The organism is Mycobacterium paraffinicum (assembly GCF_001907675.1).
In the GTDB taxonomy this organism is placed as follows: domain Bacteria; phylum Actinomycetota; class Actinomycetes; order Mycobacteriales; family Mycobacteriaceae; genus Mycobacterium; species Mycobacterium paraffinicum_A.
Genome location: NZ_MPNT01000013.1, coordinates 88,206 through 113,158 on the forward strand (window position 1 = coordinate 88,206; position 24,953 = coordinate 113,158).

At 69.1% G+C, this 24,953-nt stretch carries 29 protein-coding genes; 12 read left to right on the forward strand and 17 right to left on the reverse strand.

What is annotated here, in order from left to right; genetic code table 11:
• Positions 1-76: 76 nt before the first annotated feature.
• On the forward strand, positions 77-1,057 hold the full coding sequence (locus tag BRW65_RS15780) for a diacylglycerol/lipid kinase family protein (protein WP_073876067.1): 981 nt from the start codon (positions 77-79) through the stop codon (positions 1,055-1,057).
• Between the two features lie 271 nt (positions 1,058-1,328).
• Entirely contained in the window at positions 1,329-1,583 is a 255-nt protein-coding gene (gene whiB1 / locus BRW65_RS15785) for a transcriptional regulator WhiB1 (protein ID WP_007168139.1), read from the forward strand.
• A 70-nt stretch (positions 1,584-1,653) separates the two neighbouring features.
• Here the strand turns inward: whiB1 and BRW65_RS15790 are convergent, their stop codons facing one another.
• On the reverse strand, positions 1,654-3,153 hold the full coding sequence (locus BRW65_RS15790; protein WP_073876068.1) for a sensor histidine kinase: 1,500 nt from the start codon (positions 3,151-3,153) through the stop codon (positions 1,654-1,656).
• Positions 3,154-3,213: 60 nt separating this feature from the next.
• On the reverse strand, positions 3,214-3,429 hold the full coding sequence (locus BRW65_RS15795) for a biotin/lipoyl-binding carrier protein (RefSeq protein ID WP_073876250.1): 216 nt from the start codon (positions 3,427-3,429) through the stop codon (positions 3,214-3,216).
• A gap of 195 nt (positions 3,430-3,624) precedes the next feature.
• On the opposite strand from BRW65_RS15795, the gene BRW65_RS32930 reads away from it, so the two are divergent.
• A complete protein-coding gene (locus BRW65_RS32930; RefSeq protein WP_011728008.1) occupies positions 3,625-3,699 on the forward strand; it encodes a 50S ribosomal protein bL37 in 75 nt (24 codons plus the stop codon).
• A 5-nt stretch (positions 3,700-3,704) separates the two neighbouring features.
• Here BRW65_RS32930 and rsrA read toward each other — a convergent pair whose 3' ends face one another.
• Both rsrA and BRW65_RS15805 read right to left on the reverse strand, forming a co-directional pair.
• Positions 3,705-4,007, reverse strand: coding sequence for a mycothiol system anti-sigma-R factor (rsrA, locus tag BRW65_RS15800; protein ID WP_073876069.1), 303 nt, complete (start codon positions 4,005-4,007; stop codon positions 3,705-3,707).
• Positions 4,004-4,651 carry a sigma-70 family RNA polymerase sigma factor gene (locus tag BRW65_RS15805; protein ID WP_167374054.1) on the reverse strand — a complete coding sequence of 216 codons (648 nt, stop codon included), beginning with the start codon at positions 4,649-4,651 and terminating at the stop codon, positions 4,004-4,006. The genes rsrA and BRW65_RS15805 overlap by 4 nt, the downstream gene beginning before the upstream one ends.
• A 305-nt stretch (positions 4,652-4,956) precedes the next feature.
• Here BRW65_RS15805 and BRW65_RS15810 point away from each other — a divergent pair, with 305 nt between their 5' ends.
• From BRW65_RS15810 to BRW65_RS15820, 3 genes are all read left to right on the forward strand, one after another.
• The gene (locus BRW65_RS15810) at positions 4,957-5,805 is read left to right on the forward strand and encodes an SDR family oxidoreductase (protein ID WP_073876071.1); all 849 of its coding nucleotides are present in this window, start codon (positions 4,957-4,959) and stop codon (positions 5,803-5,805) included.
• A gap of 13 nt (positions 5,806-5,818) precedes the next feature.
• Positions 5,819-6,304 carry an aminoacyl-tRNA deacylase gene (locus BRW65_RS15815; protein WP_073876073.1) on the forward strand — a complete coding sequence of 162 codons (486 nt, stop codon included), beginning with the start codon at positions 5,819-5,821 and terminating at the stop codon, positions 6,302-6,304.
• A 65-nt stretch (positions 6,305-6,369) separates the two neighbouring features.
• Positions 6,370-6,621: a hypothetical protein gene (locus BRW65_RS15820; protein WP_073876075.1), complete on the forward strand. Its 252-nt coding sequence runs from the start codon at positions 6,370-6,372 to the stop codon at positions 6,619-6,621.
• Here the strand turns inward: BRW65_RS15820 and BRW65_RS15825 are convergent.
• Positions 6,618-7,382: an SOS response-associated peptidase gene (locus BRW65_RS15825; protein WP_073876077.1), complete on the reverse strand. Its 765-nt coding sequence runs from the start codon at positions 7,380-7,382 to the stop codon at positions 6,618-6,620. The genes BRW65_RS15820 and BRW65_RS15825 overlap by 4 nt on opposite strands.
• Before the next feature lie 44 nt (positions 7,383-7,426).
• Between BRW65_RS15825 and aroA the strand changes: the two genes are divergently transcribed.
• Together aroA and rsgA are read left to right on the forward strand one after the other, a co-directional pair.
• Entirely contained in the window at positions 7,427-8,710 is a 1,284-nt protein-coding gene (gene aroA / locus BRW65_RS15830; protein ID WP_139273133.1) for a 3-phosphoshikimate 1-carboxyvinyltransferase, read from the forward strand.
• Positions 8,707-9,687, forward strand: coding sequence for a ribosome small subunit-dependent GTPase A (rsgA, locus tag BRW65_RS15835; RefSeq protein WP_073876083.1), 981 nt, complete (start codon positions 8,707-8,709; stop codon positions 9,685-9,687). Before aroA ends, rsgA begins: the two co-directional genes overlap by 4 nt.
• Positions 9,688-9,712: 25 nt before the next feature.
• On the opposite strand, the gene BRW65_RS15840 is transcribed toward rsgA, so the two are convergent.
• The gene (locus BRW65_RS15840) at positions 9,713-10,183 is read right to left on the reverse strand and encodes a winged helix-turn-helix transcriptional regulator (RefSeq protein WP_073876084.1); all 471 of its coding nucleotides are present in this window, start codon (positions 10,181-10,183) and stop codon (positions 9,713-9,715) included.
• A gap of 96 nt (positions 10,184-10,279) precedes the next feature.
• On the opposite strand from BRW65_RS15840, the gene BRW65_RS15845 reads away from it, so the two are divergent.
• From BRW65_RS15845 to BRW65_RS15855, 3 genes are read left to right on the forward strand one after another with little or no spacing between them, the layout of a single operon-like run.
• Complete coding sequence (locus BRW65_RS15845; RefSeq protein WP_073876085.1) at positions 10,280-11,455, forward strand: thiolase family protein; 1,176 nt, start codon at positions 10,280-10,282, stop codon at positions 11,453-11,455.
• Positions 11,456-11,460: 5 nt separating this feature from the next.
• Positions 11,461-12,549, forward strand: a complete 1,089-nt coding sequence (locus BRW65_RS15850) for an NmrA family NAD(P)-binding protein (RefSeq protein ID WP_073876086.1) — start codon at positions 11,461-11,463, stop codon at positions 12,547-12,549.
• Between the two features lie 31 nt (positions 12,550-12,580).
• Entirely contained in the window at positions 12,581-13,066 is a 486-nt protein-coding gene (locus tag BRW65_RS15855) for a DUF302 domain-containing protein (protein ID WP_208611824.1), read from the forward strand.
• Between the two features lies 1 nt (position 13,067).
• Here BRW65_RS15855 and BRW65_RS15860 read toward each other — a convergent pair whose 3' ends face one another.
• The 6 genes from BRW65_RS15860 to BRW65_RS15885 all read right to left on the reverse strand — a co-directional run bounded on the left by BRW65_RS15860 (position 13,068) and on the right by BRW65_RS15885 (position 19,267).
• Positions 13,068-13,604, reverse strand: a complete 537-nt coding sequence (locus tag BRW65_RS15860; RefSeq protein ID WP_073876088.1) for a hypothetical protein — start codon at positions 13,602-13,604, stop codon at positions 13,068-13,070.
• Positions 13,605-13,758: 154 nt separating this feature from the next.
• The gene (locus tag BRW65_RS15865) at positions 13,759-15,042 is read right to left on the reverse strand and encodes a fatty acid desaturase family protein (protein ID WP_073876089.1); all 1,284 of its coding nucleotides are present in this window, start codon (positions 15,040-15,042) and stop codon (positions 13,759-13,761) included.
• A 99-nt stretch (positions 15,043-15,141) separates the two neighbouring features.
• Positions 15,142-16,335: a ferredoxin reductase gene (locus tag BRW65_RS15870; protein ID WP_432206430.1), complete on the reverse strand. Its 1,194-nt coding sequence runs from the start codon at positions 16,333-16,335 to the stop codon at positions 15,142-15,144.
• A 93-nt stretch (positions 16,336-16,428) separates the two neighbouring features.
• Positions 16,429-16,947 (reverse strand): DUF6912 family protein, encoded by a 519-nt coding sequence (locus BRW65_RS15875; RefSeq protein ID WP_139273135.1) that lies wholly within the window; start codon positions 16,945-16,947, stop codon positions 16,429-16,431.
• Positions 16,944-17,804: a polyphosphate kinase 2 gene (ppk2, locus tag BRW65_RS15880; protein WP_073876091.1), complete on the reverse strand. Its 861-nt coding sequence runs from the start codon at positions 17,802-17,804 to the stop codon at positions 16,944-16,946. The genes BRW65_RS15875 and ppk2 overlap by 4 nt, the downstream gene beginning before the upstream one ends.
• A 44-nt stretch (positions 17,805-17,848) precedes the next feature.
• Positions 17,849-19,267 (reverse strand): WS/DGAT/MGAT family O-acyltransferase, encoded by a 1,419-nt coding sequence (locus BRW65_RS15885; RefSeq protein WP_073876094.1) that lies wholly within the window; start codon positions 19,265-19,267, stop codon positions 17,849-17,851.
• Positions 19,268-19,494: 227 nt separating this feature from the next.
• Here BRW65_RS15885 and BRW65_RS15890 point away from each other — a divergent pair, with 227 nt between their 5' ends.
• Entirely contained in the window at positions 19,495-19,983 is a 489-nt protein-coding gene (locus BRW65_RS15890; RefSeq protein ID WP_073876256.1) for an Rv3235 family protein, read from the forward strand.
• Between the two features lie 10 nt (positions 19,984-19,993).
• On the opposite strand, the gene BRW65_RS15895 is transcribed toward BRW65_RS15890, so the two are convergent.
• The 5 genes from BRW65_RS15895 to BRW65_RS15915 all read right to left on the reverse strand — a co-directional run bounded on the left by BRW65_RS15895 (position 19,994) and on the right by BRW65_RS15915 (position 24,860).
• Positions 19,994-21,145 carry a cation:proton antiporter gene (locus BRW65_RS15895; protein WP_073876095.1) on the reverse strand — a complete coding sequence of 384 codons (1,152 nt, stop codon included), beginning with the start codon at positions 21,143-21,145 and terminating at the stop codon, positions 19,994-19,996.
• A 4-nt stretch (positions 21,146-21,149) separates the two neighbouring features.
• On the reverse strand, positions 21,150-21,632 hold the full coding sequence (locus tag BRW65_RS15900; protein WP_073876103.1) for a cation:proton antiporter regulatory subunit: 483 nt from the start codon (positions 21,630-21,632) through the stop codon (positions 21,150-21,152).
• Positions 21,633-21,704: 72 nt separating this feature from the next.
• The gene (gene mddA / locus BRW65_RS15905; protein WP_073876105.1) at positions 21,705-22,460 is read right to left on the reverse strand and encodes a methanethiol S-methyltransferase; all 756 of its coding nucleotides are present in this window, start codon (positions 22,458-22,460) and stop codon (positions 21,705-21,707) included.
• A 69-nt stretch (positions 22,461-22,529) separates the two neighbouring features.
• Positions 22,530-24,080 (reverse strand): HD domain-containing phosphohydrolase, encoded by a 1,551-nt coding sequence (locus BRW65_RS15910; protein ID WP_073876258.1) that lies wholly within the window; start codon positions 24,078-24,080, stop codon positions 22,530-22,532.
• Positions 24,081-24,113: 33 nt separating this feature from the next.
• The gene (locus BRW65_RS15915; RefSeq protein ID WP_073876107.1) at positions 24,114-24,860 is read right to left on the reverse strand and encodes a hypothetical protein; all 747 of its coding nucleotides are present in this window, start codon (positions 24,858-24,860) and stop codon (positions 24,114-24,116) included.
• Between the last annotated feature and the right edge of the window lie 93 nt (positions 24,861-24,953).

Consider the following 24,953-nt stretch of genomic DNA (forward strand, 5'->3'; position numbering starts at 1 on the left):
CGTCAGCGTAGTCACCCACCACCGCGGGGAGTTCCCCACAGCGCGGCCTTAACCGGCCCGCATAAGCTCGTGCATCATGCGCGCCGTGCTGATCGTGAACCCGACCGCCACCTCCACGACCCCGGCCGGCCGCGACCTGCTGGCCCACGCGCTCAAGAGCCGCCTGCAGCTCACCGTCGAACACACCCACCACCGCGGTCACGGCACCGAACTCGCGGAGAAGGCGGTCGCCGACGGCGTGGACCTGGTCGTGGTGCACGGCGGCGACGGCACGGTCAGCGGGGTGGTCAACGGCCTGCTCGGCCGTCCGGGCTCGACTTCGGGGCCCACCGGCCCGGTGCCGGCGGTCGCGGTGGTTCCCGGCGGTTCGGCGAACGTGCTGGCGCGCTCGCTGGGCATCTCGCGTGACCCGGTGGCCGCGACCAACCAGCTCATCCAGCTGATCGACGACTATCGCCGCCACCACACCTGGCGCCGCATCGGGCTGATCGACTGCGGTGAGCGGTGGGCCGTCTTCAACACGGGGATGGGGGTGGACGCGGAGGTGGTCGCCGCGGTCGAGGCCGAACGCGACAAGGGTGGGAAGGTCACGGCGTGGCGCTACATCCGCGCGGCGGTGCCCGCGGTGTGGCGCTACACGCGCCGCGAGCCGATGCTGCAGCTCGAATTGCCGGGCCGCGAACCCGTCCCGGGGGTGAGCTTCGTGTTCGTCTCCAATTCCAGCCCGTGGACGTTCGCCAACGACCGGCCGGTGTGGACCAACCCGGGCTGCACCTTCGAGTCGGGGCTAGGCGTGTTCGCACCCAAGAGCATGAAAACGATCCCGACGCTGCGCATCGTGCGGCAGATGTTCGCCAAACGGCCCAAGTTCGCGTTCGACCACCTCATCACCGAGGACGACGTGCCCTGTTTGCGGGTGACCTCGGCGGGGGGCCCGGTCGCCTGCCAGTTCGACGGGGATTACCTCGGCGTGCGCGAAAGCATGACGTTCCGGGCAGTCCCGAACGCGCTGGCCGTTGTCGCGCCTCCGCAAAAAAGCCACCCTGAGCTGCAGTAACGAAGCTACCGAGGGCCGGCTGGCGAATATTTTCCGCGAGATCGGCCAGTCAGTGTAGTACAACGGAGTAATGGCCCGGCTACGGAACGGTCAAAGTGAGATTGCCCACGAGGTAACGCACGCTATTGACTTCTGTTGGGCCTGTGAAACGATCGAAAGGTTGCATGCAGAAATTTAGATAGGGGTACGGCCCCTTTTCTTGTGCACGCGTTAACAGCCGAAGAAAATTGGCCGTGCGCCTTGCTGCGCACTCAGTGAGGAGTAACAACTTATGGATTGGCGCCACAAGGCGGTCTGTCGCGACGAAGACCCGGAGCTGTTCTTCCCGGTTGGGAACAGCGGCCCGGCGCTCGCGCAGATCGCTGACGCGAAACTGGTCTGCAATCGGTGCCCGGTGACCACAGACTGCCTTTCCTGGGCCCTGAATACCGGCCAGGACTCGGGCGTCTGGGGCGGCATGAGCGAAGACGAGCGGCGCGCACTCAAGCGTCGCAACGCCCGGACGAAGGCCCGTAGCGGAGTCTGACTCGGTTTAGACCACACAGTGCGGCCTCGACGAAAGTCGGGGCCGCGCTGTTGTGTTGGGCGCAGGCCGCCTATAACACCAATCGGGCTCGCCGGCCGATCGGCACCCGCAACACCACATCGGTGCCCCGCGACGGGGCTTGGCGCATGCCCAGCGTGCCGTCCAGCTCGGCCGACACCAACGTCCGCACGATCTGCAGGCCCAGGCTGTCGGACGTCTCCAGGCTGAAGCCGTCCGGCAAACCACGGCCGTCGTCGTGCACGACGACGTCGAGCCAGCGCGCCGAACGTTCGGCGCGGATGGTCACCGAGCCCTCTTCGACGGCGGGGTCGAAGGCGTGCTCGATCGCGTTCTGAACCAGTTCGGTGATCACCATGATCAGGGCGGTCGCGCGGTCGGAGTCCAGCACGCCCAGGTCGCCGACCCTATTGATCCGGATCGGCCGGTCGACCGACGCCACGTCGTTCATGATCGGCAGGATCCGGTCGATGACCTCGTCGAGGTTGACCTGCTCGTCCACCGACATCGACAGCGCGTCGTGCACCAACGCGATGGACGAGACCCGGCGCACCGATTCGATCAGCGCCTCCCGGCCTTCGGCGTTCACCGTGCGGCGGGCCTGCAGCCGCAGCAGCGCCGCCACCGTCTGCAGGTTGTTCTTCACCCGATGGTGGATTTCGCGGATCGTCGCGTCCTTGGAGATCAGGGCCCGGTCGCGGCGCTTCACCTCCGTGACGTCGCGGATCAGCACCGCGGCGCCGGCGCTCGCGCCGTCGACCACCAGCGGCAGCGTCCGCAGCAGCACCGTGGCACCGCCGGCGTCCACCTCCATCCGCATGCTGCGCCCGCCGGCCAGCAGGTCGAGCACGTGCTCGGCCAGCTCCTGCGCCTCGAACGGGTCGGAGACCAGCGGCCGCGTGACCTTGACCAGGTTGCGGCCCTCCAGCTCGGTCGTCAGACCCATCCGGTGGTAGGCCGACACCGCGTTGGGGCTGGCGTAGGCGACCACGCCGTCGACGTCCAACCGGATGAAGCCGTCGCCGGCCCGCGGGGTGGAGCGCGACATGACCACGTCGCCCACATCGGGGAAGGTGCCCTCGGCGAGCATGTGGACCAGATCCCGGGCACAGTCCCGGTAGGCGGTCTCCAGGTGGCCGGACGCGCGCTCGGCCGCGTCGGCGGTCTGATGCCGGGTGAGCACGGCCACCACCCGCCCGCCGTACCGCACCGGGGACGCCTCGACGTGCGGGCCGGGCAACCACGAATCGTTTTGCGCCGCGTCGCCATCCCGCTGGGCGATGCCGGAGTCGAAGGTCTCTGCGACGAGCGTCAGCCGGTCGGCGGCGACGACGCTGCCCACCGAGTCGGTGAGCAGCACCGTGGGCGCGGTGTTCGGCCGGCACTGCGCCACACACACCAACATGCCGTCGTCGCGACGAACCCACATCAGGTAGTCGGCGAAGGACAGGTCTGCCAGCAGCTGCCACTCCCCCACCACCGCGTGCAGGTGGTCCACCGCGTTGCCGGGCAGCACGGTGTGTTCGGCGAGCAGGTCACCGAGAGTCGACATCGCTCACTCCCCGGGCCATTCGCCGGCAGCAGAAAACAAACGCTTCAAACCTTGTCGTGCCTAGCTGATCACGGCAATCAGGTCGCCGGCCTGGATGACATCGCCCACGGAGACGCTCACCTTGCTGACCGTGCCGTCGACCTCAGCCAGGACCGGGATCTCCATCTTCATCGACTCCAGCAGCACCACGACGTCGCCTTTGCCGATCTGGTCACCCTCGCTGACTACGACTTCGAGCACGCTGGCCACAATCTCGGCGCGCACATCCTCGGCCATCTTCACCCCACTCGTTTCGGCCATTGCGCAGGCTGGCTGCTGGTCCATCTAGCTTCCGTCAGGCTCGGTGTATATCGAACCACAGGCCCCCGGCCCACCGCGGCGCACGGGGCCCCGACAGGCCGTGCGAGAATGTGAGGCAAGCTAACGGGCGCCGGGCGCCCGGTTCTGATCAATCGACGGAGGTTTTCCGAAATGGCAAAACGGGGCCGCAAGAAGCGCGACCGCAAGCACAGCAAGGCCAACCACGGCAAGCGGCCCAACGCCTAGGACGGCTAGCGCGTCTCCCGGATGATGGTGGTCCGCCGGATCTCCAGCCGTAGCCGCTCGCGCAGGCCCTCCGGGGCCTTCTCGCCTTTGCACTTGCTGGCGATCAGCGCCTTGATGCGCTCCTCGAGGCCGTAATGCTTGAAGCAGCCTGGGCACGCCTCGAGGTGGCGGCGCAGCTGGTCCCGCGACTCGGGCGTGCATTCGCCGTCGAGCAGCAGCCAGACTTGGCGGATCACCTCGGCACAGCCGACGGCGCCGTGGGCGTCGTCATTGGGGCACGTGTCGCCGGGGCCCGACAATTCGCTCATGACGACACCTCCTCGTGCGCCTGGTGGCCGCGGTTGAAGCCCCGCTCCTTGGCCACGTCAGCCAGCAGCGCCCGCAGTTGACGCCTGCCGCGGTGCAGCCGTGACATTACCGTCCCGATGGGCGTATCCATGATCTCGGCGATTTCCTTGTACGGGAAACCCTCGACATCGGCGTAGTAGACGGCCATCCGGAATTCCTCGGGCAACGCCTGCAGCGCTTCCTTGATCTCGTCGTCCGGCAGCGCCTCCAGCGCCTCGACCTCGGCCGACCGCAGCCCGGTGGACGAGTGCTCGGCGTTGGACGCAAGCTGCCAATCGGTGATCTCCTCGGTCGGGTACTCGGCCGGCTGGCGTTGCCTCTTGCGGTAGCTGTTGATGTAGGTATTGGTCAGGATCCGGTACAGCCAAGCCTTGAGGTTGGTGCCGGCCCTGAACGAGCGGAAGCCCGCGTAGGCCTTCACCATCGTCTCTTGCAGCAGGTCTTCGGCGTCGGCGGGATTGCGGGTCATGCGCAGGGCACCGCCGTAAAGCTGGTCCAGCAGCGGAATCGCGTCGCGCTCGAAACGCGCCATCAGCTCCGCGTCCGTCTCCTGCGGGCCCGGCTCGGCAATCTCCTGTGCGGTCGTGCCGTCGCTGTCGGCCATGTCGATTACCCCGGTCCCTTCTGCTGCGGTGTCACCGGACAGCACCGGAAGCGCCACCGGGCTTGCCAGAACGCAAGCCAACTGCTCGGCACCCATTGGACGGTCCAACAGGCTCGTCGCCGTTGACACCAAACCGCTCCTCCCAATCTAGAGGCTGCCACCGACACTGTCTGCGCGGGTGGCGCCCACTCGGAACTTCGAGACCGATCCCTTCAACAGCCGAGGCCGACGTGCTATTTCCCGGCGGGGTGCCTGGCGCCCGTCCCCCGATCCAGCCGAGAGCGGGCTGACGTTAGTGTGACGCCATGTCCCTGAACGGCAAGACCATGTTCATCTCCGGCGCCAGCCGCGGTATCGGCCTGGCGATCGCCAAGCGTGCCGCCCAAGACGGCGCGAACATCGCCCTGATCGCCAAGACCGCCGAGCCCCACCCCAAGCTGCCGGGCACGGTGTACACCGCGGCCAAGGAGCTCGAGGAAGCGGGCGGGCAGGCCCTGCCCATCGTGGGTGACGTCCGCGACCCGGAGTCGGTGGAGGCCGCGGTGGCCAAGACCGTTGAGCAGTTCGGCGGCATCGACATCTGCGTCAACAACGCGTCGGCGATCAACCTGGGGTCCATCACCGAGGTGCCGATGAAGCGGTTCGACCTGATGAACGGCATCCAGGTGCGCGGCACCTACGCCGTCTCGCAGGCCTGCCTGGCGCACATGCAGGGCCGGGAGAACCCGCACATCCTGACGCTGTCGCCGCCGGTGCTGCTCGGCAAGGAGTGGTTGAAGCCCACGGCGTACATGATGGCCAAGTTCGGCATGACCCTGTGCGCGCTGGGCATCGCCGAGGAGATGCGTGAGGCGGGCATCGCGTCGAACACCCTGTGGCCACGCACACTGGTCGCCACCGCCGCGGTGCAGAACCTGCTCGGGGGCGACGAGGCGATGGGCCGGGCGCGCAAGCCGGAGGTGTACTCCGACGCGGCCTACGTGATCCTCAACAAGCCGGCCCGCGAATACACCGGCAACATGCTGCTGTGCGAGGACGTGCTGCTGGAATCCGGCGTCACCGACCTGTCGGTGTACAACTGCGTGCCGGGCGGGAAGCTCGGCGTCGACTTCTGGGTCGACGGGGTCAACCCGCCTGGGTACACGGGTCCCTAGTCGGGCCACGCCGGTGGGCCGCGCCGCCACACCCGCGCTCGCCGCGTTGGTGAAAGCCGGTGTGCCGCATGAGGTTGTCACGTTCGACCACGACCCGCGCGAACGCTCCTTCGGCTTGGAGGCGGTCCACGCGCTAACCGAGCGCGGCATCGCGCCCGAGCAGATCTTCAAGACCCTGGTGATCGCGGTGCCGGGCGGGCTCGCCGTCGCGATATTGCCTGTGCCGCACCGGGTTTCGTTGAAGGCGGCCGCCGCGGCGCTGGGGGTGGCCAAAGCGAGCATGGCCGAGCCGGCCGCCGCCGAGCGGGCCACCGGCTACGTGGTCGGCGCGGTGTCGCCGTTCGGGCAACGCAAGACCCTGCCGACGGTCGTGGACGCGGGCGCGTTGGACTGGGATCGGGTGTACTGCAGCGCCGGCCGTCGCGGCTGGGACGTCGCGGTGGCACCGCGGGACCTGATCCGGTTGACGGACGCGGTCACCGCGGACATCCGCGGGTAGCCGCGCGCTTGTAACGCCATGGCGAAAACCGGCCGGATTTTTCGCGGTGGCGTTACGCTCCCGCCATGAACACGAAGCGATCCCGCGCCGCGGCCCTGCTCGCCGCCGGTGTGCTGGGCGCCGCGGGGTTGCTGACCGCCGGCGTCGGCATCGGCCATGCCGAAACGATCCAGACCGAGGGCAACTATCCCACCCGCGAGGCCTGCCAGAACGCCGGGCCGGGCGTGAAGGCGTCGACCCCGGGCAACTGGAACAACTTCTGGTGCATCCCGGACCGCAACGTCAACGGCAACTGGAAGCTGGTGCTCAGCAACTAAAGCAACGTGGCCTGCTCGGGCTCCGGGTCGGCCGGCTCGAGTAGCTCGGGCCCGTTGTTGCGGACGTTGTTGACCAGCGTCGACACCTCGCGCATGCGAATGCCGCGCACGTCGGGCGGCCGGGTGAGCAGCTTCTCGTCGACCGGGGCGTCGGGGTCCAGCCAGCGGTCCCACTCCCCCTCGGGCACCACCAGCGGCATCCGGTCATGGATCTCGGCCAGCTCGCCGGGCGCGTCGGTGGTGATGATGGTGCAACTCAGCAGCGGCGAGCCGTCCTTGGCCGGCTTCCAGACCGACCACAACCCCGCCATGAACAGCGGCTCGCCGTCCTCGCGGTACATGAAGAAGGGCGTCTTGCGGGACTTCTTCCCGCCGGCGGCATCCGGGTTGACGCGCCATTCGTAGTAGCCGTCCATCGGGATCAGGCAACGCTTCGACTTGGCGCTCGACCGGAACGCGGGCGAGGTGGTCACCTTGTCCGCGCGGGCGTTGATCAGCATCGGGCCCTTGGTCTCCGGCGCCCCGTCGGCGCCGGCCTTCACCCACGGCGGCACCAGGCCCCAGCGCATCAGCCGCACCCGGCGGGTCGGGTCGTCGTCGGGATCGGTGTGGCGGCTCACGACGGTCGCGATGGTGGACGTCGGGGCCACGTTGTAATTGGGCGCGCCCGCGCCCTCGGAGGCGCCCGTGGCCTCGTCGATCGCCTTGATCTTCTGGGCCAGCAGCGCCGGATCTGTGGTGACCGCGAACCGTCCACACATACCTTCCATGGTGGCAGAAGAGCCCGACACGCCATGATGGACCGGTGAGTATGTGGACGGCCCCCAGCGCGCCGAAACCGGTGCACGCGACCGTGACCGTTCCAGGCTCGAAGTCGCAGACCAACCGGGCGCTGGTGCTGGCGGCTTTGGCGGCCGCGCAGGGGCACGGCAACCCGACCGTCAGCGGGGCGCTGCGCAGCCGCGACACCGACCTGATGATCGGCGCGCTGCGCACCCTCGGCTTGCGGGTCGACGGCGCCGGGTCCGAGCTGACCGTCGGCGGCCGGATCGCCCCCGGGCCCCAGGCGCGGGTGGATTGCGGCCTGGCCGGCACGGTGCTGCGGTTCGTCCCGCCGCTGGCGGCGCTGGCCGAGGCGGTGGTCGAGTTCGACGGCGACGAGCAGGCCCGGGCGCGGCCGATCGCGCCGTTGCTCGACGCGCTGCGCGGCCTGGGCGTGCCGATCGAGGGCTCGGGCCTGCCCTTCCGTGTCCACGGCGGCGGATCGGTCGCCGGCGGGACAGTGGACATCGATGCCTCGGCGTCCTCGCAGTTCGTGTCGGGCCTGCTGCTGTGCGCGCCGTCGTTCACCGAGGGGCTGACCGTGCGGCACACCGGGGCGACGCTGCCGTCGGCGCCGCACATCGCGATGACGGTGGTGATGCTGCGCCAGGCCGGGGTTGCGGTCGACGACTCGGTCCGCAACACCTGGCGGGTGCAACCCGGCCCGGTCGCGGCCCGGCACTGGCAGGTCGAACCGGACCTGACCAACGCCGTCCCGTTCCTGGCGGCGGCCGTGGTCAGCGGCGGGACGGTGCGCATCACCGGGTGGCCCGCGGACAGCGTGCAACCGGCCGAGCACATCCTGACGGTGCTGGGCAAGCTGAATGCCGTTGTCGCCCAGGGTGATTCGTTCCTCGAAGTGCGGGGCTCAACCGGCTACGACGGCTTCGAGGTCGACCTGCGCGACGTCGGCGAGTTGACCCCGTCGGTAGCGGCCCTGGCCGCGCTGGCGACCCCGGGCTCGGTGTCGCGCCTGTCCGGCATCGGCCACCTGCGAGGCCACGAGACCGACCGGCTGGCCGCGCTGCGGACCGAGATCAACAACCTCGGCGGCGACTGCACCGAGACGCCCGACGGCCTGGTGATCACCGCGACACCGCTGCACCCCGGCGTCTGGCGGGCCTACGCCGACCACCGGATGGCGATGGCGGGCGCGATCGTTGGGCTGCGGGTGGCCGGGGTCGTGGTGGACGACATCGGCTCCACCTCCAAGACGCTGCCGGAGTTTCCGCGGCTGTGGGCGCACATGCTGGGGTCCGATATTTGAGGCCCGGCGATTACGACGAGTCCGACGTCAAGGTCCGCTCCGGCCGGGGCTCGCGACCGCGCACCAAGACTCGTCCCGAGCACGCCGACGCCGAGGCCGCCATGGTGGTCAGCGTCGACCGGGGCCGCTGGGGGTGCGTGCTGGGCGGCGACCCCGAACGCCGGATCACGGCCATGCGGGCGCGGGAACTCGGCCGCACGCCGATCGTCGTCGGCGATGACGTCGACGTGGTCGGCGATCTGTCCGGGCGCCTCGATACCCTGGCCCGCATCGTCCGGCGGGCCGAGCGGCGAACGGTGTTGCGGCGCACCGCCGATGACACCGATCCGACCGAACGGGTGGTGGTCGCCAACGCCGACCAATTGCTGATCGTGGTGGCGCTGGCCGATCCGCCGCCGCGGACGGGCCTGGTCGACCGGGCGCTGATCGCCGCGTTCGCCGGCGGCCTGACGCCCATCCTGTGCCTGACCAAGACCGACCTCGCCCGGCCGGAGCCGTTCGCCGAGCAGTTCGTCGACCTGGACCTCACGGTGGTCACCGCGGGCCGCGACGACCCGTTGCTCGCGGTGGCCGACCTGCTCGACGGCAAGATCACCGTGCTGCTGGGGCACTCCGGCGTCGGCAAGTCGACGTTGGTGAATCGCCTTGTCCCCGAGGCGGAACGGGCCGTCGGCGAGGTCACCGACATCGGCCGGGGCAGGCACACCTCCACCCAGTCGGTCGCGCTGCCGCTGGCGACCTCGGGCTGGGTGATCGACACCCCGGGCATCCGGTCCTTCGGGCTGGCGCACATCGAGCCCGACGACGTGCTGATGGCGTTCTCCGATCTGGCCATGGCGATCGAGAACTGTCCGCGCGGCTGCGGGCACATGGGTCCGCCGGCCGACCCCGAATGCGCGCTGGACGCGCTGTCCGGACCCGCCGCCCGCCGCGTGGCCGCGGCCCGGCGGCTGCTGGCCGCGCTCCGGGAGGCCTGACTCCAACCCGCGAGCGCGCGAAAGACTACGGCTTGACGAGCCGCATCCCGAGCTCGTCGGGCGCCACCTTGTGGCCCTCCGCGCAACGGATTTCGACGCTCACCTCGGCGCCGCACCCGAGGTGGGTCAACCGGAGGCGGTTGCGGCCGGGCAGGTGGCGCCGGCCCCACTCGAACATCGCCCACACCACCGGCATGAAGTCGATGCCGGCCTCGGTGAGCACGTATTCCTCGCGACGGCGCTGCCCCGGCTCGTGGTAGGGCTGCCGCTTCAGCAGCCCCAGCTCGACCAGTTCGGACAGCCGCGCCGAGGTGGCGGCCTTGGTGATGCCCACCCGGCGGGCGAAGTCGTCGAAGCGCGTGGTGCCGTAATAGGCCTCGCGCATGATGAGCATCGCGGACCTGGTGCCCACCACCGCCATGGTCTTCTCGATCGCGCACTCGCCGACGGCCGACCAGGCGTCGCGGTCGGCCAGCGGCCCCTGTAGCAGTGTCATCTAAATCACTCTCCCGGCTGGGTTGCTTTTAGTGTACCTAGATGTTTACCTGGGTACAGCGGTCTATACCTAGATCGTGGGACTCAAGGAGGAGCCATGAACCGCGACGCCGTCATCGTCGGAGCCGTCCGCACCCCCATCGGCAAGGGCAAGCCCACCGGCGCGCTGCACGACGTCTTACCCGCCGACCTGCTGGCACACAGCCTGCGCGAGCTGGTGGCGCGCACGGGCGTGGACCCCGCGCAGATCGACGACGTCATCGCCGGCGCCGTCGCCCAGGTCGGCGACCAGGCGGTCAACATCGCCCGCAACGCGCTGCTGGGCGCCGGATTCCCGGAGTCGGTTCCCGGCGTCACGATCGACCGGCAGTGCGGCAGCAGCCAGCAGGCGATCAGCTTCGCCGCCCAGGGCGTGCTCTCCGGCGCCTACGACCTCGTCGTCGCCGCCGGTGTGGAGTCGATGGGCCGCGTCCCGATGGGCACCTCGGTGTTGCCGGGCAGCAATCCCTTCGGCGCGGACATGACGCGGCGCTACCCCGACGGCCTGGTGCCGCAGGGCATCAGCGCCGAACTGATCGCGGCGCGCTGGGGATTCTCGCGCACCCAGCTCGACGAGTTCTCGGCCGGCAGCCACGACAAGGCCGCCCGCGCCACCAAGGATGGGCTGTTCGACAAAGAGCTGATTCCGATCGCGGGCCTGTCCGCCGACGAATTCATCCGGCCCGGCACGACGGTCGAGACGCTGGCCGGCTTGCGCCCGGCGTTTTACAGCGAAGCCATGGAAGCCCGCTTCCCCCAGATCAATTGGGAGATCACCGCCGGCAACTCCTCGCCGCTTTCGGACGGCAGCGCCGCCGTGCTGATCACCACCAGCGACGTCGCCAAGAAGCTCGGCCTGCGCCCGCTGGCGCGCATCCACACCACCACCGTCGTGGGTTCGGATCCGCTGTACATGCTGACCGGGGTCATCCCGGCCACCGAAAAGGTGCTCCACCGAGCGGGATTGACGCTCGCCGACATCGACCTGTTCGAAGTCAACGAGGCCTTCGCGCCCGTCGTGCTGGCGTGGGCGCACGACACCGGCGCCGATCTGGCCAAGACCAACGTCAACGGCGGCGCCATCGCGATCGGCCACCCGCTGGGCGCCAGCGGCGCCCGAATCATGACCACCCTGGTCAACGCGCTCGAGCAGCGCGGGGGTCGGTACGGGCTGCAGACGATGTGCGAAGGCGGGGGCATGGCCAACGCCACCATCATCGAGCGGCTGGGCTGACGACGATGTCGTCACCTAGCATCTCGAAGATATTCGTCATCGGCGGCACCGGCGCCCAGGGCATGCCCATCATCCATGCTTTGGTCGCCGACAAGAGATACTCCGTTCGATTCCTCAGCCGCGACCCCGCCTCGCGCCGGGCCAAGGAGCTTCTCGCCCTGGAGAATGTCTCGGTACTGGAAGGCTCGTTCGCCGACGAGGAGGTCCTGCGCGAAGGGTTCCGCGGCTGCGATGCGGCATTCGTCAACATCGACGGGTTCAACACCGGTGAGAAGACCGAGATGTATTGGGCCATCCGCAGTTACGAGATAGCCATCGAAGCAGGGGTCAAATTCTTCGTCTATGGCAACCTCGACTACGGGCTCAAGAAGGCGGGATACGACTCCCGCTTCCGCACCGGCCACTATGACGGTAAGGGCCGGGTGGGCGAGTGGATCCTGTTCCAGAACCAGGCGAATCGTGACCGGATGGGAGCGGCGGTCTTCACCACGGGCCCGTACATCGAGATGGTGATCTCGCCCGGGACGCCCATGGCGCCCGCACTCGAGGACGGCGTGGTGACCTGGCGGGTTCCGCTCGGTGCGGGCGCCGTGCCCCATGTGGCACTTGAGGATTGCGGCTATTACGTCCGGTGGCTCTTCGATCATCCCGAGCGCGCGAACGGCATGGATCTCGAAGTCGCGATCGACCAGATCCGCTACGCGGATCTCGCCGCGGCGTTCGAGAAGGTCACCGGGCATCCCGCCCGCTACATCGACACCGACCTGGACACGTACTGGCGTGCGGGCCCGATGAGCGGAGCCGCCGATGCACCCGCGGGCTACAACGCCGACCCCCGCGACAAGAGCACCATGAACATCCGCGACAACTTCACCGGGTTCTGGAACTTGTGGAAATACGAAGTCATCAATCGCGATTACGACCTGCTCGACGAGATTCACCCGAACCGGATCAAGACCGCCGAGGAGTGGTTCGACCGAGAAGACCGGTTGGGACGGGCGCTGGGCAAGGGCGGTCTGTGGGAGCGGGTTCAACCGGAGAACCGGACTCCGATCCTCAAGATCGGTGAGGATCGAAGGACAGGGAAGTTATAGGTTCGGCGTCTGAAAGGCGGGCTGAAACATGGTGACCGAGACCCGGTTCGAGGGCGTGCGGGTGCGCTACGACAGCACCAAGAGCTACGACGCGCTGCTCGCCGCGCTGCTGGCCGACATCGGCGAGCGGCCCGTCCCCGTCAACGACATCGCGACGACCTCCGACGGCTGGGATTCCTACCGACAGCGAATCGAATCGCATGTCGGGCCAAGCGGATTCATGTTGTTCGGCACCTTCGATCACGGAGCATGGATCACCAGGACCGGCATCGAGCGCAAGGTGATCCGCGTCGTCCTCGGCAACCCGTTGATCGCGATCACGATGCTGCGCCACGACGTGACCGCGGGCCTGTTCGCCCCGGTCGAGCTGCTGATCACCGACGAGCCGGCCGGTAGCAGCCTGGCTTACGTCAAGCCGTCGTCGCTGATGGTCGTCGAACCGAATCCCGAGTTGCTCAGCGCCGCCGAGCAACTCGACGACAAGTTGGCGGCGCTGGCCGAGAAAGTAACCGCCTGACTCACAGCCAGCCGGTGCGGGCGGCGGCGACCGGCTCAGGCGGCGACGGAGCCAACTGCCCGTCGCGCACGCCGTCGAGCATCCGCTTCACCGCCGCCACGATCTCCGGTGCGGCCGCGGCCAGGCCGGCCTTGTCGGCGTCGGGAACCTGGTCGGGATCGACCCCCGCCCGCGCCAGCACGGCGGCCGGGTCGGCGAGCTGATCGGCCAGCCAGGCCACCGGGTCGGCGGACAGCTCGGGAACGAAGTGCCGGCGCCCGGGCTCCCACCCGTCGAACTTCGGGTGGTGATGGGCCCGGTCCAGGGTCCCGGGCGGGCTCTCGGTGGAGCCGAAGAGGTCCACCCGCCAGACCGGGCGGTTGAAGCCGATCGGGACGCCGGCGTAAATAGAGCCCTGCGGCTCGTCCCGGTCGACGAGGCGCAGTTCAAGCCGGACGCCCCGCTCCGGGGTTTCCTGACCTTCCAGCGGGCGCGGGTCGACGAAGAACATGTCACCGACGACGACACCAAGAGTTTCGAATCCAAACGCTGCGAGCATGCCTAGGAGCGTAGTCCCGAAGGCTGGGCCGAGTCAGGCGCTGATCTCCCCGGCCACCGGCACCTTTAGGTAGTCGGCGAACGCGATTCACCCTTGTGCGGCGCTGGTATTCGTGCACGAGCCCGCCGCGTCGGTGCGCTGCGGGACTAGGCCGCTATGCCGCGAGGTCGTCCGCGCGCCGCGCCTCGCGCTGCGCGCGCTTGCCGCGCCGCCAGCCGCGCACGGTCTCGATGGCGGTCTTCAGCCCCCGCCGCCGGCCGGTCTCCGGGTCGGTGCCCGCGAAACCGGGCTCCAGTTCGGCGAACATCCGCTCGCTGCGGGTTTCCGGCGCGTTGTCGGCGTCGTCGCGCAGGTATTTGTTCGGCAGCGACAGCTTCGCCAGCGTGCGCCAGGTCTTGCCGTACTGCACCAAAAACGAGCCGGTGGTGTAGGGCAGGTCGTACTTGTCGCAGACCTCCCGCACCCGCACCGAGATCTCGTGCAACCGGTTGCTCGGCAGGTCGGGGTAGAGGTGGTGCTCGATCTGGTGGCACAGGTTGCCGCTCATGAACCGCAGCGCGGGCCCGGCCTCGAAGTTGGCGCTGCCCAGCATCTGGCGCAGGTACCACTGCCCCTTCGTCTCGCCGATCATGTCGGTCTTGGTGAATTTCTCTGCGCCGTCGGGGAAATGCCCGCAGAAGATGACCGCGTTGGCCCACACGTTGCGGATGATGTTGGCGACCGCGTTGGCCTTCAACGTGGATCGGTACGTCGCGCCGGGTGACAGCGCGGTCAGCGCCGGGAACGCGACGTAGTCCTTGACGACCTGCCGGCCGGCCTTGGCCAGGAACTCGTCCACCCGCTGCCGGGCGTCGTCGTGCTCCATCCGCTTCTTGGCGATCTTGCCGAGTTCCACGTGCTGTAGGCCAACGCCCCACTCGAAGAGCAGCGCCAGCAGGGTGTTGTACACCAGGTTGAAGATGTTGAAGCGCTTCCAGCGCTGGTCGCGGGTGACGCGCAGCAGGCCGTAGCCGACGTCGTCGTCCATCCCGAGGATGTTGGTGTACTTGTGGTGCACGAAATTGTGCGTGTAGCGCCAGTGCTTGGACGACCCGCTCATGTCCCATTCCCACGTCGAGGAGTGGATCTCGGGGTCGTTCATCCAGTCCCACTGGCCGTGCATGACGTTGTGGCCGATCTCCATGTTCTCGATGATCTTGGCCACGCCCAGCGTCACGGTGCCGGCCCACCAGGCCGAGCGGCGGGAACTGGCGGCCAGCAGCAGCCGGCCGGATACCTCCAGCGCCCGCTGGGCCGCGATGGTGCGGCGGATGTAGCGGGAGTCCCGCTCGCCGCGCGAGTCTTCGATGTCCTGGCGGATGGCGTCGAGCTCAACGGCCAGGTTCTCAATGTCGGCGTCCGTCAGATGGGCGAATACGTCGACGTCGGTGATCGCCATCGTCTTCTTCTCCCTACGGTTCGATTCGTCCGTTCCTAAACCAGGTCCAGACCTACGCTATCGTAACCTACGAACCCGTAGGTTACCAGTGAGTAGCCTTTAGATGTCGAGGGCGCAATCGCCGGAAGCGGCCGAGATGCAGGTCTGAATCCGGGTGCCCGGCTCGTGTTCCGCGCCGGTGCGCAGGTCCCGAACGTGACCCTCCACCAGATCCACCACACACGACTGACATATACCCATCCGGCAGCCGAACGGCATCTGCACGCCGGCGCCCTCCCCCGCGTCCATCAACGACGTGGCGGCATCGGCGGCAACGGCGCGGCCGCTCCGGGCGAAGGTGACCGTCCCGCCCGCGCCGGCCGGCGCGGCCTTGGACACCGCGAACCGCTCCAGGTGCAGCCGGTCGCCAATGCCCGCCGCCGACCAGATCTTCTCGGCCTGGGTCAGCATGCCCTCCGGCCCGCAGGCCCAGGTGTGGCGCTCGCGCCAGTCCGGCACCTCGTGGTCGAGCAGGGCGAGATCGAGCCGGCCCTGGGCGCGGGTCTCCCGCAGCTTCAGTTGGTAGCCCGGGTGCTCGGCGGCCAGCGCGGCCAGCTCGCCGCGGAACATCACGTCGGATGCGGTGGGCGCCGAGTGCACGTGCGTGATGTCCCCAATCTGATTGCGTCGCACCAGGGTTCGCAGCATCGACATCACCGGCGTGATCCCGGAGCCGGCGGTGAGGAACAGGATCGACGGCGGCGCCGGGTCGGGCAGCACGAAGTTGCCCTGGGGCGCGGCCAGCCGGACGATGGTCCCGCGCGCGACGCCGGCCACCAGGTGGGTCGAAAGGAACCCCTCGGGCATCGCCTTGACGGTGATGGTCACGGTGCGCGCGGAGCCGAATCCCGACGTCGCGGCGGGGCTGGACGTCAGCGAATACGACCGCCAGCGCCAGCGTCCGTCGATCAGCAGGCCGATCCCGATGTACTGGCCGGGCTGGTAGTCGAAGTCGAAGCCCCAGCCCGGCTTGATCACCAGGGTCGCGGAATCCTCGGTCTCGCGGCGCACCTCGAGCACGCGGCCGCGCAGTTCCCGCGCGGACCACAGCGGGTTCGCCAAGTGCAGGTAGTCGTCGGGCAGCAACGGTGTGGTGATGCGCGCGGCGATCTTGCGCAGCGCGTGCCAGCCAGGATGCCGGTCCGCGCCCGCGACAACGGGTCGCTTGGTTTCGACGACGTTGCCCTTGATAGAGGGGTTACGTCTGCCCAGCGGAAGCTCCTGCTCACTACGCGGCGTCTTGGTTGCGCTCACCATTGTGGTCGATTCCTGGGGCCTCACGAAACCTACGGTACCGTAACCTACGGTCGCGTAGCTAGGCTCACGCGCCCCGACCGCGTCACAGTGTCAGAGCAGCTCCAGCAGAAACGGCAGTTCCTGGTTGGCGTACCAGGCCAGGTCGTGGTCTAAAGCGTCGCCGACGATCAGCTCGGCGTCCTCGTCGCCCAGGTCGGCGGCGTCGATGACGTCGATCGCCTTCGTCACGTCGGGCTCGGCCGCCGCGTTGTCGACATAGGCGGCGACCACGTCGGTCAGCGCGACGGGCGCGTCGAGTCTCACCACGGCGTCGTCGAGGTCGGGGCGGTAGCGGACGTCGCCGACCTCGGCGGCCAGCACCGCTCGCCGCGGAGGCAAGGACCCACCGGTCGCGGCCTCCTCCGCGTCCGAGTCGGCCAGCAGGCGCAGCGACGCCAGCGCCGCCTCGCGCAGCGCGACCTCGGCGAGCTCGTCGTCGTCACCCTCGGCGTAGGACTCCCGCAGCGTCGGCGTCAGCGCGAACGCGGTGCCGTTGACGGGCATCAACGAGCCGTCGGAGACCAGCCGCTGCAACATGGCCAGCGTGGCCGGGATGTAGACCAGCGTCACGAATCCCCCATCAGTGTGGCCGCGTAGTCGTCGACGTACTTGGACAGTTCACGCGGCGGGCGCTGGTAGTTCCCGCTCACCACCGGGGTCTTGGGCAGTTTGACGTGCGGGCGCTCGACGTCGTGATATTCGATGCTAGCCAGCAGATGCGCCATCATGTTCAGCCGCGCGTGCTTCTTGATGTCGGATTCCACGACGTACCAGGGGCTGACCGGGGTATCGGTGTGCACCATCATCTCGTCCTTGGCGCGCGAATAGTCCTCCCGCCGATACAGCGATTCGGTGTCCATCGGGCTGAGTTTCCATTGCCGCACAGGGTCATTCAGGCGCGCCTTGAACCGGCGCAGCTGCTCGTTAGCGGAGACCGAGAACCAATACTTGCGTAGCAATATCCCGTCGTCGATCAGCATCTGTTCGAAGATCGGGGTCTGGCGCAAGAACAGCGCATGCTCTTGGGGCGTGCAAAATCCCATGACTTTTTCCACGCCGGCGCGGTTGTACCACGACCGGTCGAACAGCACGATCTCCCCTTTGGCGGGCAGGTGGGCGATGTAGCGCTGGTAGTACCACTGGCCGCGTTCCCGGTCGGTCGGCGCGGGCAGCGCGGCGATGCGGGCGACGCGCGGGTTGAGATATTCGGTGATCCGCTTGATGGTGCCGCCCTTGCCCGCTCCGTCGCGGCCTTCGAAGATCACCACGAGGCGCTGGCCGGTGTGCCGCACCCACTCCTGCAGCTTCACGAATTCCGTTTGCAGGCGGAACAATTCGGCGCGGTATACCTCGTCGGAAATCTTGGGTACTTTCGGCTCCGCCGATTTCGCCGGTTTTGCCTTGGGGCTTTTCGTCGCGGTGCTCACATCAACGGATGATAGAACCGGCCAGCGCTTTTCACGTGGACTAATTACCGGGAAGCTTCCAGCAATTCCTCGAGCGATTGGCTCAACAGGCCGGGCAGCAGTTCCACGTCGCTCATCGCTTCGCGGTCGGCGTTGATGCCGAAATACAGCATGCCGTTGTAGGACGTCACGCTGATGGCCAGCGCCTGATTGTGCAGCAGCGGCGGCACGGCGTAGGTCTCCAGCAGCTTGGCGCCCGCGATGTACATCTGCGACTGGGTCCCGGGCGCGTTGGTGATCAGCAGGTTGAACGTCCGCCTGGAGAAGGTGGGGAAACTGGTGGCCACGCGGATACCCATGGCGTGCAGCGTGGGGGGCGCGAATCCCGACAGGGTGACGATGGTCCGGGCGTCCACCAGGCGCGCGCCCGTCGGGTTCGATTCGGTGGCGTGCGCGATCTGCGACAGCCGCACCACCGCGTTCGGCTCGCCCACCGGCAGGTCGACCAGGAAGGGCGTGACCTGGCTGATGGCCTGGCCGGGGCCGGTCGCGTCGAGCTGGCCGTCGGCGTAGACCGGCAGCGGCGCCATGGCCCGCACCGTCGCGGTCGGCGACACCGCCACCCCGCGCGACATCAGCCAGTTGCCCAGCGCGCCGGCGATCACCGCGAGCACCACATCGTTGACGTCGCAGTCGTACCGCGCGCGCACCGCGCGGTAGTCATCGAGGTTGCCAGACGCCACCGTGAACCGTCGGTGGCGCGAAACGGTGGCATTGAGGGGGCTGCTGGGTGCAGTGCCGCGCGAGACGGTGCGGGCGAAATCGAGGACCCGGCGGCCTGCGGCGAGCAGTTCGCCATGATTGGTCACCAGCCCGCCGAGGGCCGACCCGACGGCCTGCAGCTGGGTGCCCGGCCCCACGAACCAGTCGCCGATGGCGCCGAAGATCAGCCGCGCGCTACCCGGGTCGCGCTCCGGGACCCAGATGTCCTCGGGAAACGCGGGCGGCCGCTTCGTGCGGTCGGCGATGACATGGTTGATCTCCAGCGCCGTCATGCCGTTGATGAGCGCTTGGTGCGACTTGGTGTAGAGGGCGACCCGGTTCTTGGACAGGCCCTCGACCAGATACATCTCCCACAGCGGCCGCGTCTTGTCCAACGGCCGGGCGGCCAGGCGGGCGATCAGCTGGTGCAGCTGTTCGTCGCTGCCCGGCGACGGCAGCGCGGAGCGCCGCACGTGGTAGGTGATGTCGAAGTCGCCGTCGTCGACCCACACGGGGCGGGCCGAGCCGACCCGCACCTCCCGGACCTTCTGCCGATAGCGCGGGATCTGGGGTAGCCGTTGCTCGACGGTGGCCAGCAGCGTCTCGTAGCTCAATCCCGCACGCGGCCGGCGCAGGATCGCCAGCGATCCGACATACATCGGGGTGGCCGTGTTCTCCAGCCGAAAAAACGACGCGTCCGATGGGGACAGCCGGGTCACCATAAGGGCGCAGACCTCCTCCGTCGAATCGCCCTGTTGCTTAAGGAGATGCCCCGCCCACGGTAATCGCCTCGCCTGGTCCCGGCCGAGCGCGGGTACGCGGGGGCCGCGGTTGTGCCATGATGACCACTGCCTGCCACTCTCCAGCGGGCTCACGGTTCGACCGAAGAGTTGGAGAGTGCGTGGTGAACAGCAGTCCTGTCGCGGGTCCATCCGACGCCTTCGCCGTCCTGCCCGTCGTCGACTACGAGCCTCCCCCGCGCGACGTCCCGCGCAGCGTTCCACCGTGCCGGCCGTCGGCGCGCGCACCGCTGCGCCGGCGCGGCCCGCAGCCGCCCGGGCGGCCACCCGCGGAGCCGGCCCGCGCCGCTTCGTCACCGCAGATGCGGCAGGCGGCCGCGTTCGCCGATGCGGCGCTGCGCCGGGTGCTGGAGGTCATCGACCGCCGGCGGCCGGCCGCGCAGCTGCGCCCGTTGCTGGCGCCCAGTCTGGTGGATTCCGTGGTCGCCGTGGGCCATGCGACCGCCGGGCACGCGGGCGCCGCGGTGTTGCGGCGGGTGCGGTTGCAGCCGGCCGGTCACACCGACCGGGAGGCCGCCGCCGAGGTCGCCGGCTCCTACAGCCGCGGGAACCGGATCCATGCCATCGCCTGCCGTGTCGAACGGGTGCCCGCCGACGCCGGCGCCCGGTGGCTGGTGGTCGCCCTCCACATCGGGTGACCGGCCGCGCTCAGGACCCGGCGGTGGACGCCAGCGGACCGCCCGTGTAGCGGGTGAGCACGGGACCCAGGATCGCCATGATGAACACGTACGACGTCGCCAGCGCGGCGACCGCGGGGATCGACGTGCCGGCCAATCCGATGATGATCAGCGAGAACTCGCCGCGGGCGACCAGCGCGGTGCCCGCGCGCAGCTGCCCGCGCCGCGCCACCCCGTCGCGCCGGGCGGCGAAGATCCCGGTGGCCACCTTGGTCGCCGCGGTCACCGCGGCCAGGATCAGCGCCGCCGGAAGCATCGGGACCAGCGCGTGCGGGTCGACGGAAAAGCCGATCGCCAGGAAGAAGATCGCGGCGAACAGGTCGCGCAGCGGGCCCAGCACCCGACGCGCGCGTTCCGCCGTCTCGCCGGTCAGCGTCAGCCCCACCAGGAACGCGCCCACGGCGGCGGATGCGTGCAGGGACTCGGCCATCGCCGCCACGATCAGGGTGATGCCGAGCACCCGGAGCAGCAGTTGTTCGGAGTCGGGGTGTTCGACCAGGCGGCCGACGTGGTGGCCCCAACGGTAGGACGCGGCGAACGCCGCCAGCAGCGCGGCCACCGCCACCACCATGCCGCCGACGGCGTGCGGCCAGCCGCCGCCGGCGGCCAGCACGGCGAACAGCGGCAGATAGGCCGCCATCGCGAAGTCTTCGAGCACCAGCACGGACAGCACCGCCGGCGTCTCCCGGTTACCGAGGCGGTGCAGGTCCTCCAGCAGGCGCGCGATGACACCCGACGAGGAGATGTAGGTGACGCCGGCCAGGCACAGGATCGCCACGCCGTGCAGTCCGAGCAGCCAGCCCGCGACCGCGCCGGGCGCCGCGTTGAGCACGATGTCGACGCCCGCCGACGGCAGGTGGTGGCGCAGGCTGGCGGCGAACTCGGCCGCGGAGAATTCCAGGCCCAGGGTCAACAGCAGCAGCACCACGCCGATGGGCGCGCTCGTCGTGATGAACTGGCCGCCGGCGGCCAGCGGCAGGATCCCGCCCTTACCCAGGGACAGCCCCGCCAGCAGGTAGACCGGTATCGGCGACAACGCGAATCGGCGTGCGACCGCACCCAATACGGCCAGCATGGCCAGGAGGGCGCCGAGCTGTAGCAGCAGCGCCCACGAAACTTGCACCGGCTCAGCCCTTGTCGATTATGTGCTCGACACCGGCGATGCCGTCATGGGTTCCGATGACAATCAAAACGTCTCGAGCATAAAGCATCTCGGACGGGCCGGGTGAGGCGAGCACCTCCTCGTTGCGCACGATCGCGACGATGGAGGCACCGGTGCGGGTGCGGGCGTGGGTGTCGCCGAGGGGGTGCCCGACGAAGGGGCTGTCGGCCAGGATGGCGACCTGCCCGGTCTCGAGTCCCGGTATTTCCCGGGCCAGCTCGGTGAACCGCTCCGCGATCCGGGGCGCCCCGAGGATCTGCGCCACCGCCTCGGCCTCTTCCTCGCTGAGGTGCAGCAGCGGCCGGGCCTTGTCGGGATCGTCCCGCGCGTACACGACGACCTCGAAGTCGCCGCTTCGCCGTGCGATGATGCCGATGCGGTCGCCCTTGTGATCGATGAATTCGTAGCGAAGGCCGACGCCCGGCAGCAGCACCTCCTTGACATCCATACCGTCAATCCTGACAGGTGGGATCCAGGCGCCGGCACCGGATCGCCGAGCTCCTACGGAACTGCTAGCGAATCAGCCGTGCCGCGCCATCCCCGCCGTGCGGCGGTGCGGAATCGGCACCAGCATCGACACCTCGCGGCGGTAATCGAGATATTGGTGGCCCAGCGAGGCGACCAGGTCCCGCTCCTCCAGCTGGGTCGCGACCAGGATGTAGATCGTCATGCCGATCGAGAACAGCAGATGCCCGGCCGTCATGACGGGGGCGGCCCAGAACGCGATGGCCATCCCGAGCATCAGGGGGTGACGCACCACGCGGTAGAGAAGCCGGACGCGGAATTCGACGCTGGTGTAGGGCTGTTGGCGCGACGCCAGGTACACCTGGCGAAGCCCGAACAGGTCGAAGTGGTTGATCAGGAACGTCGCCAGCAGCGCGATCGCCCAGCCCAGCCAGAACAGCGCCCACAGCACCGCGCGGGCCGCCGGCATCCGCACATCCCAGATCACCGTGGGCATCGTCCGCCATTGCCAGTACAGCACCGCGAGCACCACGCTCGAGAACACGACGTAGGTGCTGCGCTCGATCGACGCCGGCACGAAGCGTGCCCACCACCGCTTGAACGCGGGCCGGGCCATCACGCTGTGCTGCACCCCGAACAGGGCGACCAACGCCGCGTTGACCGGCACGGCCTCGGCGATGGGCGCGGCGAGCCCACGATCGACGCTTCGGGGCACCAGGAAATCGCCCACGAAACCAATGAGATACAGAAAGGCCGCGAGGAAGAGCAGGTACGCCGCGGCGCCGTAACCAAGCGTCAGATATCGCTTCATGGGCTAAGTGTCCGCCGCGCGCGGGCGCTCGACCATAGGTCGTTTGCCTCATCTTTGCCGGATGGGGCACTAGGTATTTTTGACCAGTCCGTTGCGCAGCGCGTACATGCTGGCGCCGATGCGGTTCGATACGCCGATCTTGGCGTAGGTGCGCTCGACGTGGTTGCGGGCGGTCTTTTCGCTGATCACCAGCGACGCCGCGATGTCCTTGTTGGAGGCGCCGCGCGCGACCAGGCAGAGCACCTCGATCTCCCTGGGGGTCAACCCGTCCGGCCGCACATTGGGCCGATGCGCGGGTTGCCCCGCCGCGTGCAGCACCGCTTCGACGGCGACGGATTCGAGTTCACCGGCCCGCGCCCGCCCGCGCAGCCGCCGGGCCGCCGCGTCCGGGGACATCTGTTCGCGATACGGCCTGGGCTCGCAGGCGGACTGGTAGCAGACCGCCGCGGCCAGGATGCGGTCCGGCAGGCCCAGCGCGGGACCGGCGAGCCCACGCGGATATCCCGAACCGTCCAGGCATTCATGGTGATTGCCCGCGACCTCCGCGAGCGGCCGCAACCCCGGCACCTGGTTGAGGATGCGCACCGTCAGATACGGGTGCAGCCGGACGCGTTCGAATTCCGAGGCCGTCAGCGGCCCTTGCCGGGACCAGATCTGGTTAGACACCCCGATGCGGCCCAGGTCGTGGACGTGACCCGCGCGTCGCGTCAGAGCCGCCGCGTCGGCGTCGACGCCCGCGGCCCGCGCCGCGTCCCCGGCGAGCCGGGCCACCGCGCGCGAATGCCCAAGGGTGAACGGGCATTTCAGGTCGACGAAGTCACCGAGGGCCACCAGCAGGGCGTCCAGCGATTGGTCGTCGAGCCGCTCATGCCGATCGGGCGCGGCGGCCAGCGCGGCGGCCCACGCGTCACCGGCCGGCGGGCCGGCCAGGATTTCCTCGCCTTGGCACAGGAAGGCGTCGGCGACCTGCGGGTCGAATTGGCCGCCGCGCCGGTCGCGCACCATGGCCTCGGCCCCCGCGACGCCGTAGGTGCGGTGGTGCACCTCGACCATGTCGGCCAGCTGAGCGATCCGCATCTGGATGGGTATCTCGTCGCCCTTCGCGCCGGCGGGCAGCCCCCCGCCGTCGTAGCGTTCGAACGCGAACGCCACGGCCGCCTGCACGTTGGGCCCCAAGCCCATTCGGTCCGCCAGCACGGCCGCCGAGGTGCAATGCGAATGGATCAGGCGGGAGATGTGGCCGCGCGCGTTGGCGAAAAGCGTTGCCATGACGCTCAACCGGTGCGCCAGCGGCTGGCCGCGGCCCACGTTGCCGGCCAGGAACCGCAGGTACGGCAACCCCGACCAGTCGACGAGATACGAGTCGTGGCGCACGGCGATGTCATCGCCGAACCACCGCGCGTATTCGTGGGAGTCGGCGTGACAGCCGATCCACATGATCAGGGTCGTGTAGTAGGTGCAGTCCCGTTGGTCGGCGTCGAGCCCGAGCCGGTCGGCAAGCCTGGTCGCGATCAGCGCCGCCCGCAGCATGTGCTCGGCGGGCTGGCCCAGGCCGAGGTCGATCGCCACCGACAGCGCTGCCAACAGCTCCGCCCGGGTCGGCAGTTCGGCCTCCGACATGGGCCTCATTGTGCCCACCTCATCCGCGCGCGGTCAGCCGATTGACACAGTGCGTCCGACCCCGTGATGGCGCCCGGCGTCGAAAGTTTCGAAATGACCCGAGCCCACCACGAACAGGCCGCGCTGCGGCGGCCGGAAACCGGCCAACCGAGGTTGGTGTGGCAGCGGCCCGACCGGCCCGAGGTCCTCCCCGCGCCATGCCGCGCGCGAACCCGCCACCGCCCACACCCGCGCCGGGGCGATCATGAATCGCTGCCCGTTGGGCGTGGTTCCGGACAGTCGGACCCGCCCGGCCCGCAGGGTCGGGCCCGCGGCCCGGCCCAGCGCGGCCAGCACCGCGCGATTGGTCCACGCCCGCGCCGGCAACCGCGCGCCGACCGCGCTCATCAGCCGGGTGGACACGGTGGTGCCGATCTCGATGTGCCAGGCAAGTAATCCCGGGATCTCGACGAACAGCGACCACGGGGTGACCCAGGCGACGTCGATGTCACACTGCACCGCGTCGTTGGGGGTCGCCGAGCTGAAGAAGCGGGCGCAGCTCTGCGGGGCCGGCGTCGTCGCGTAGAAGGTCCACGCGCCGTCGGGGTCACGGTGCCACACCGACCGGTAGCCGGGTGAGAACGACGTCGCCGGGAAGACCCGCAGCGCCAGGTAGTGTCCGCTCGCGAACGGAAGGCCCATCACGCCGAAGCCGACGAACCGTTCGTCGTCTCCGGAGGGCAGGCGGGGGTTCTGCAGGACGGCCGTGGCGGCGTCCAGTGGGGTGCGTGCTTTGGTCATGCGTCGATAGTCGGCGCGCGCGAGCCCCCGGCGCATGGGGCGGCTGCCTCAAATCCCCGGCCCGTCGCTGAGTGTGCGGCTGGCCGCACGCTG

Coding starts and splice junctions, on each gene's coding strand:
- BRW65_RS15780 (WP_073876067.1), top strand. CDS start 77: ATGCGCGCCGTGCTGATCGTGAACCCGACCGCCACCTCCACGACCCCG.
- whiB1 (WP_007168139.1), top strand. CDS start 1,329: ATGGATTGGCGCCACAAGGCGGTCTGTCGCGACGAAGACCCGGAGCTG.
- BRW65_RS15790 (WP_073876068.1), bottom strand. CDS start 3,153: ATGTCGACTCTCGGTGACCTGCTCGCCGAACACACCGTGCTGCCCGGC.
- BRW65_RS15795 (WP_073876250.1), bottom strand. CDS start 3,429: ATGGCCGAGGATGTGCGCGCCGAGATTGTGGCCAGCGTGCTCGAAGTC.
- rsrA (WP_073876069.1), bottom strand. CDS start 4,007: ATGAGCGAATTGTCGGGCCCCGGCGACACGTGCCCCAATGACGACGCC.
- BRW65_RS15805 (WP_167374054.1), bottom strand. CDS start 4,651: ATGGCCGACAGCGACGGCACGACCGCACAGGAGATTGCCGAGCCGGGC.
- BRW65_RS15810 (WP_073876071.1), top strand. CDS start 4,957: ATGTCCCTGAACGGCAAGACCATGTTCATCTCCGGCGCCAGCCGCGGT.
- BRW65_RS15820 (WP_073876075.1), top strand. CDS start 6,370: ATGAACACGAAGCGATCCCGCGCCGCGGCCCTGCTCGCCGCCGGTGTG.
- BRW65_RS15825 (WP_073876077.1), bottom strand. CDS start 7,382: ATGTGTGGACGGTTCGCGGTCACCACAGATCCGGCGCTGCTGGCCCAG.
- BRW65_RS15840 (WP_073876084.1), bottom strand. CDS start 10,183: ATGACACTGCTACAGGGGCCGCTGGCCGACCGCGACGCCTGGTCGGCC.
- BRW65_RS15845 (WP_073876085.1), top strand. CDS start 10,280: ATGAACCGCGACGCCGTCATCGTCGGAGCCGTCCGCACCCCCATCGGC.
- BRW65_RS15850 (WP_073876086.1), top strand. CDS start 11,461: ATGTCGTCACCTAGCATCTCGAAGATATTCGTCATCGGCGGCACCGGC.
- BRW65_RS15860 (WP_073876088.1), bottom strand. CDS start 13,604: ATGCTCGCAGCGTTTGGATTCGAAACTCTTGGTGTCGTCGTCGGTGAC.
- BRW65_RS15865 (WP_073876089.1), bottom strand. CDS start 15,042: ATGGCGATCACCGACGTCGACGTATTCGCCCATCTGACGGACGCCGAC.
- BRW65_RS15885 (WP_073876094.1), bottom strand. CDS start 19,267: ATGGTGACCCGGCTGTCCCCATCGGACGCGTCGTTTTTTCGGCTGGAG.
- BRW65_RS15900 (WP_073876103.1), bottom strand. CDS start 21,632: ATGGATGTCAAGGAGGTGCTGCTGCCGGGCGTCGGCCTTCGCTACGAA.
- mddA (WP_073876105.1), bottom strand. CDS start 22,460: ATGAAGCGATATCTGACGCTTGGTTACGGCGCCGCGGCGTACCTGCTC.
- BRW65_RS15910 (WP_073876258.1), bottom strand. CDS start 24,080: ATGTCGGAGGCCGAACTGCCGACCCGGGCGGAGCTGTTGGCAGCGCTG.
- BRW65_RS15915 (WP_073876107.1), bottom strand. CDS start 24,860: ATGACCAAAGCACGCACCCCACTGGACGCCGCCACGGCCGTCCTGCAG.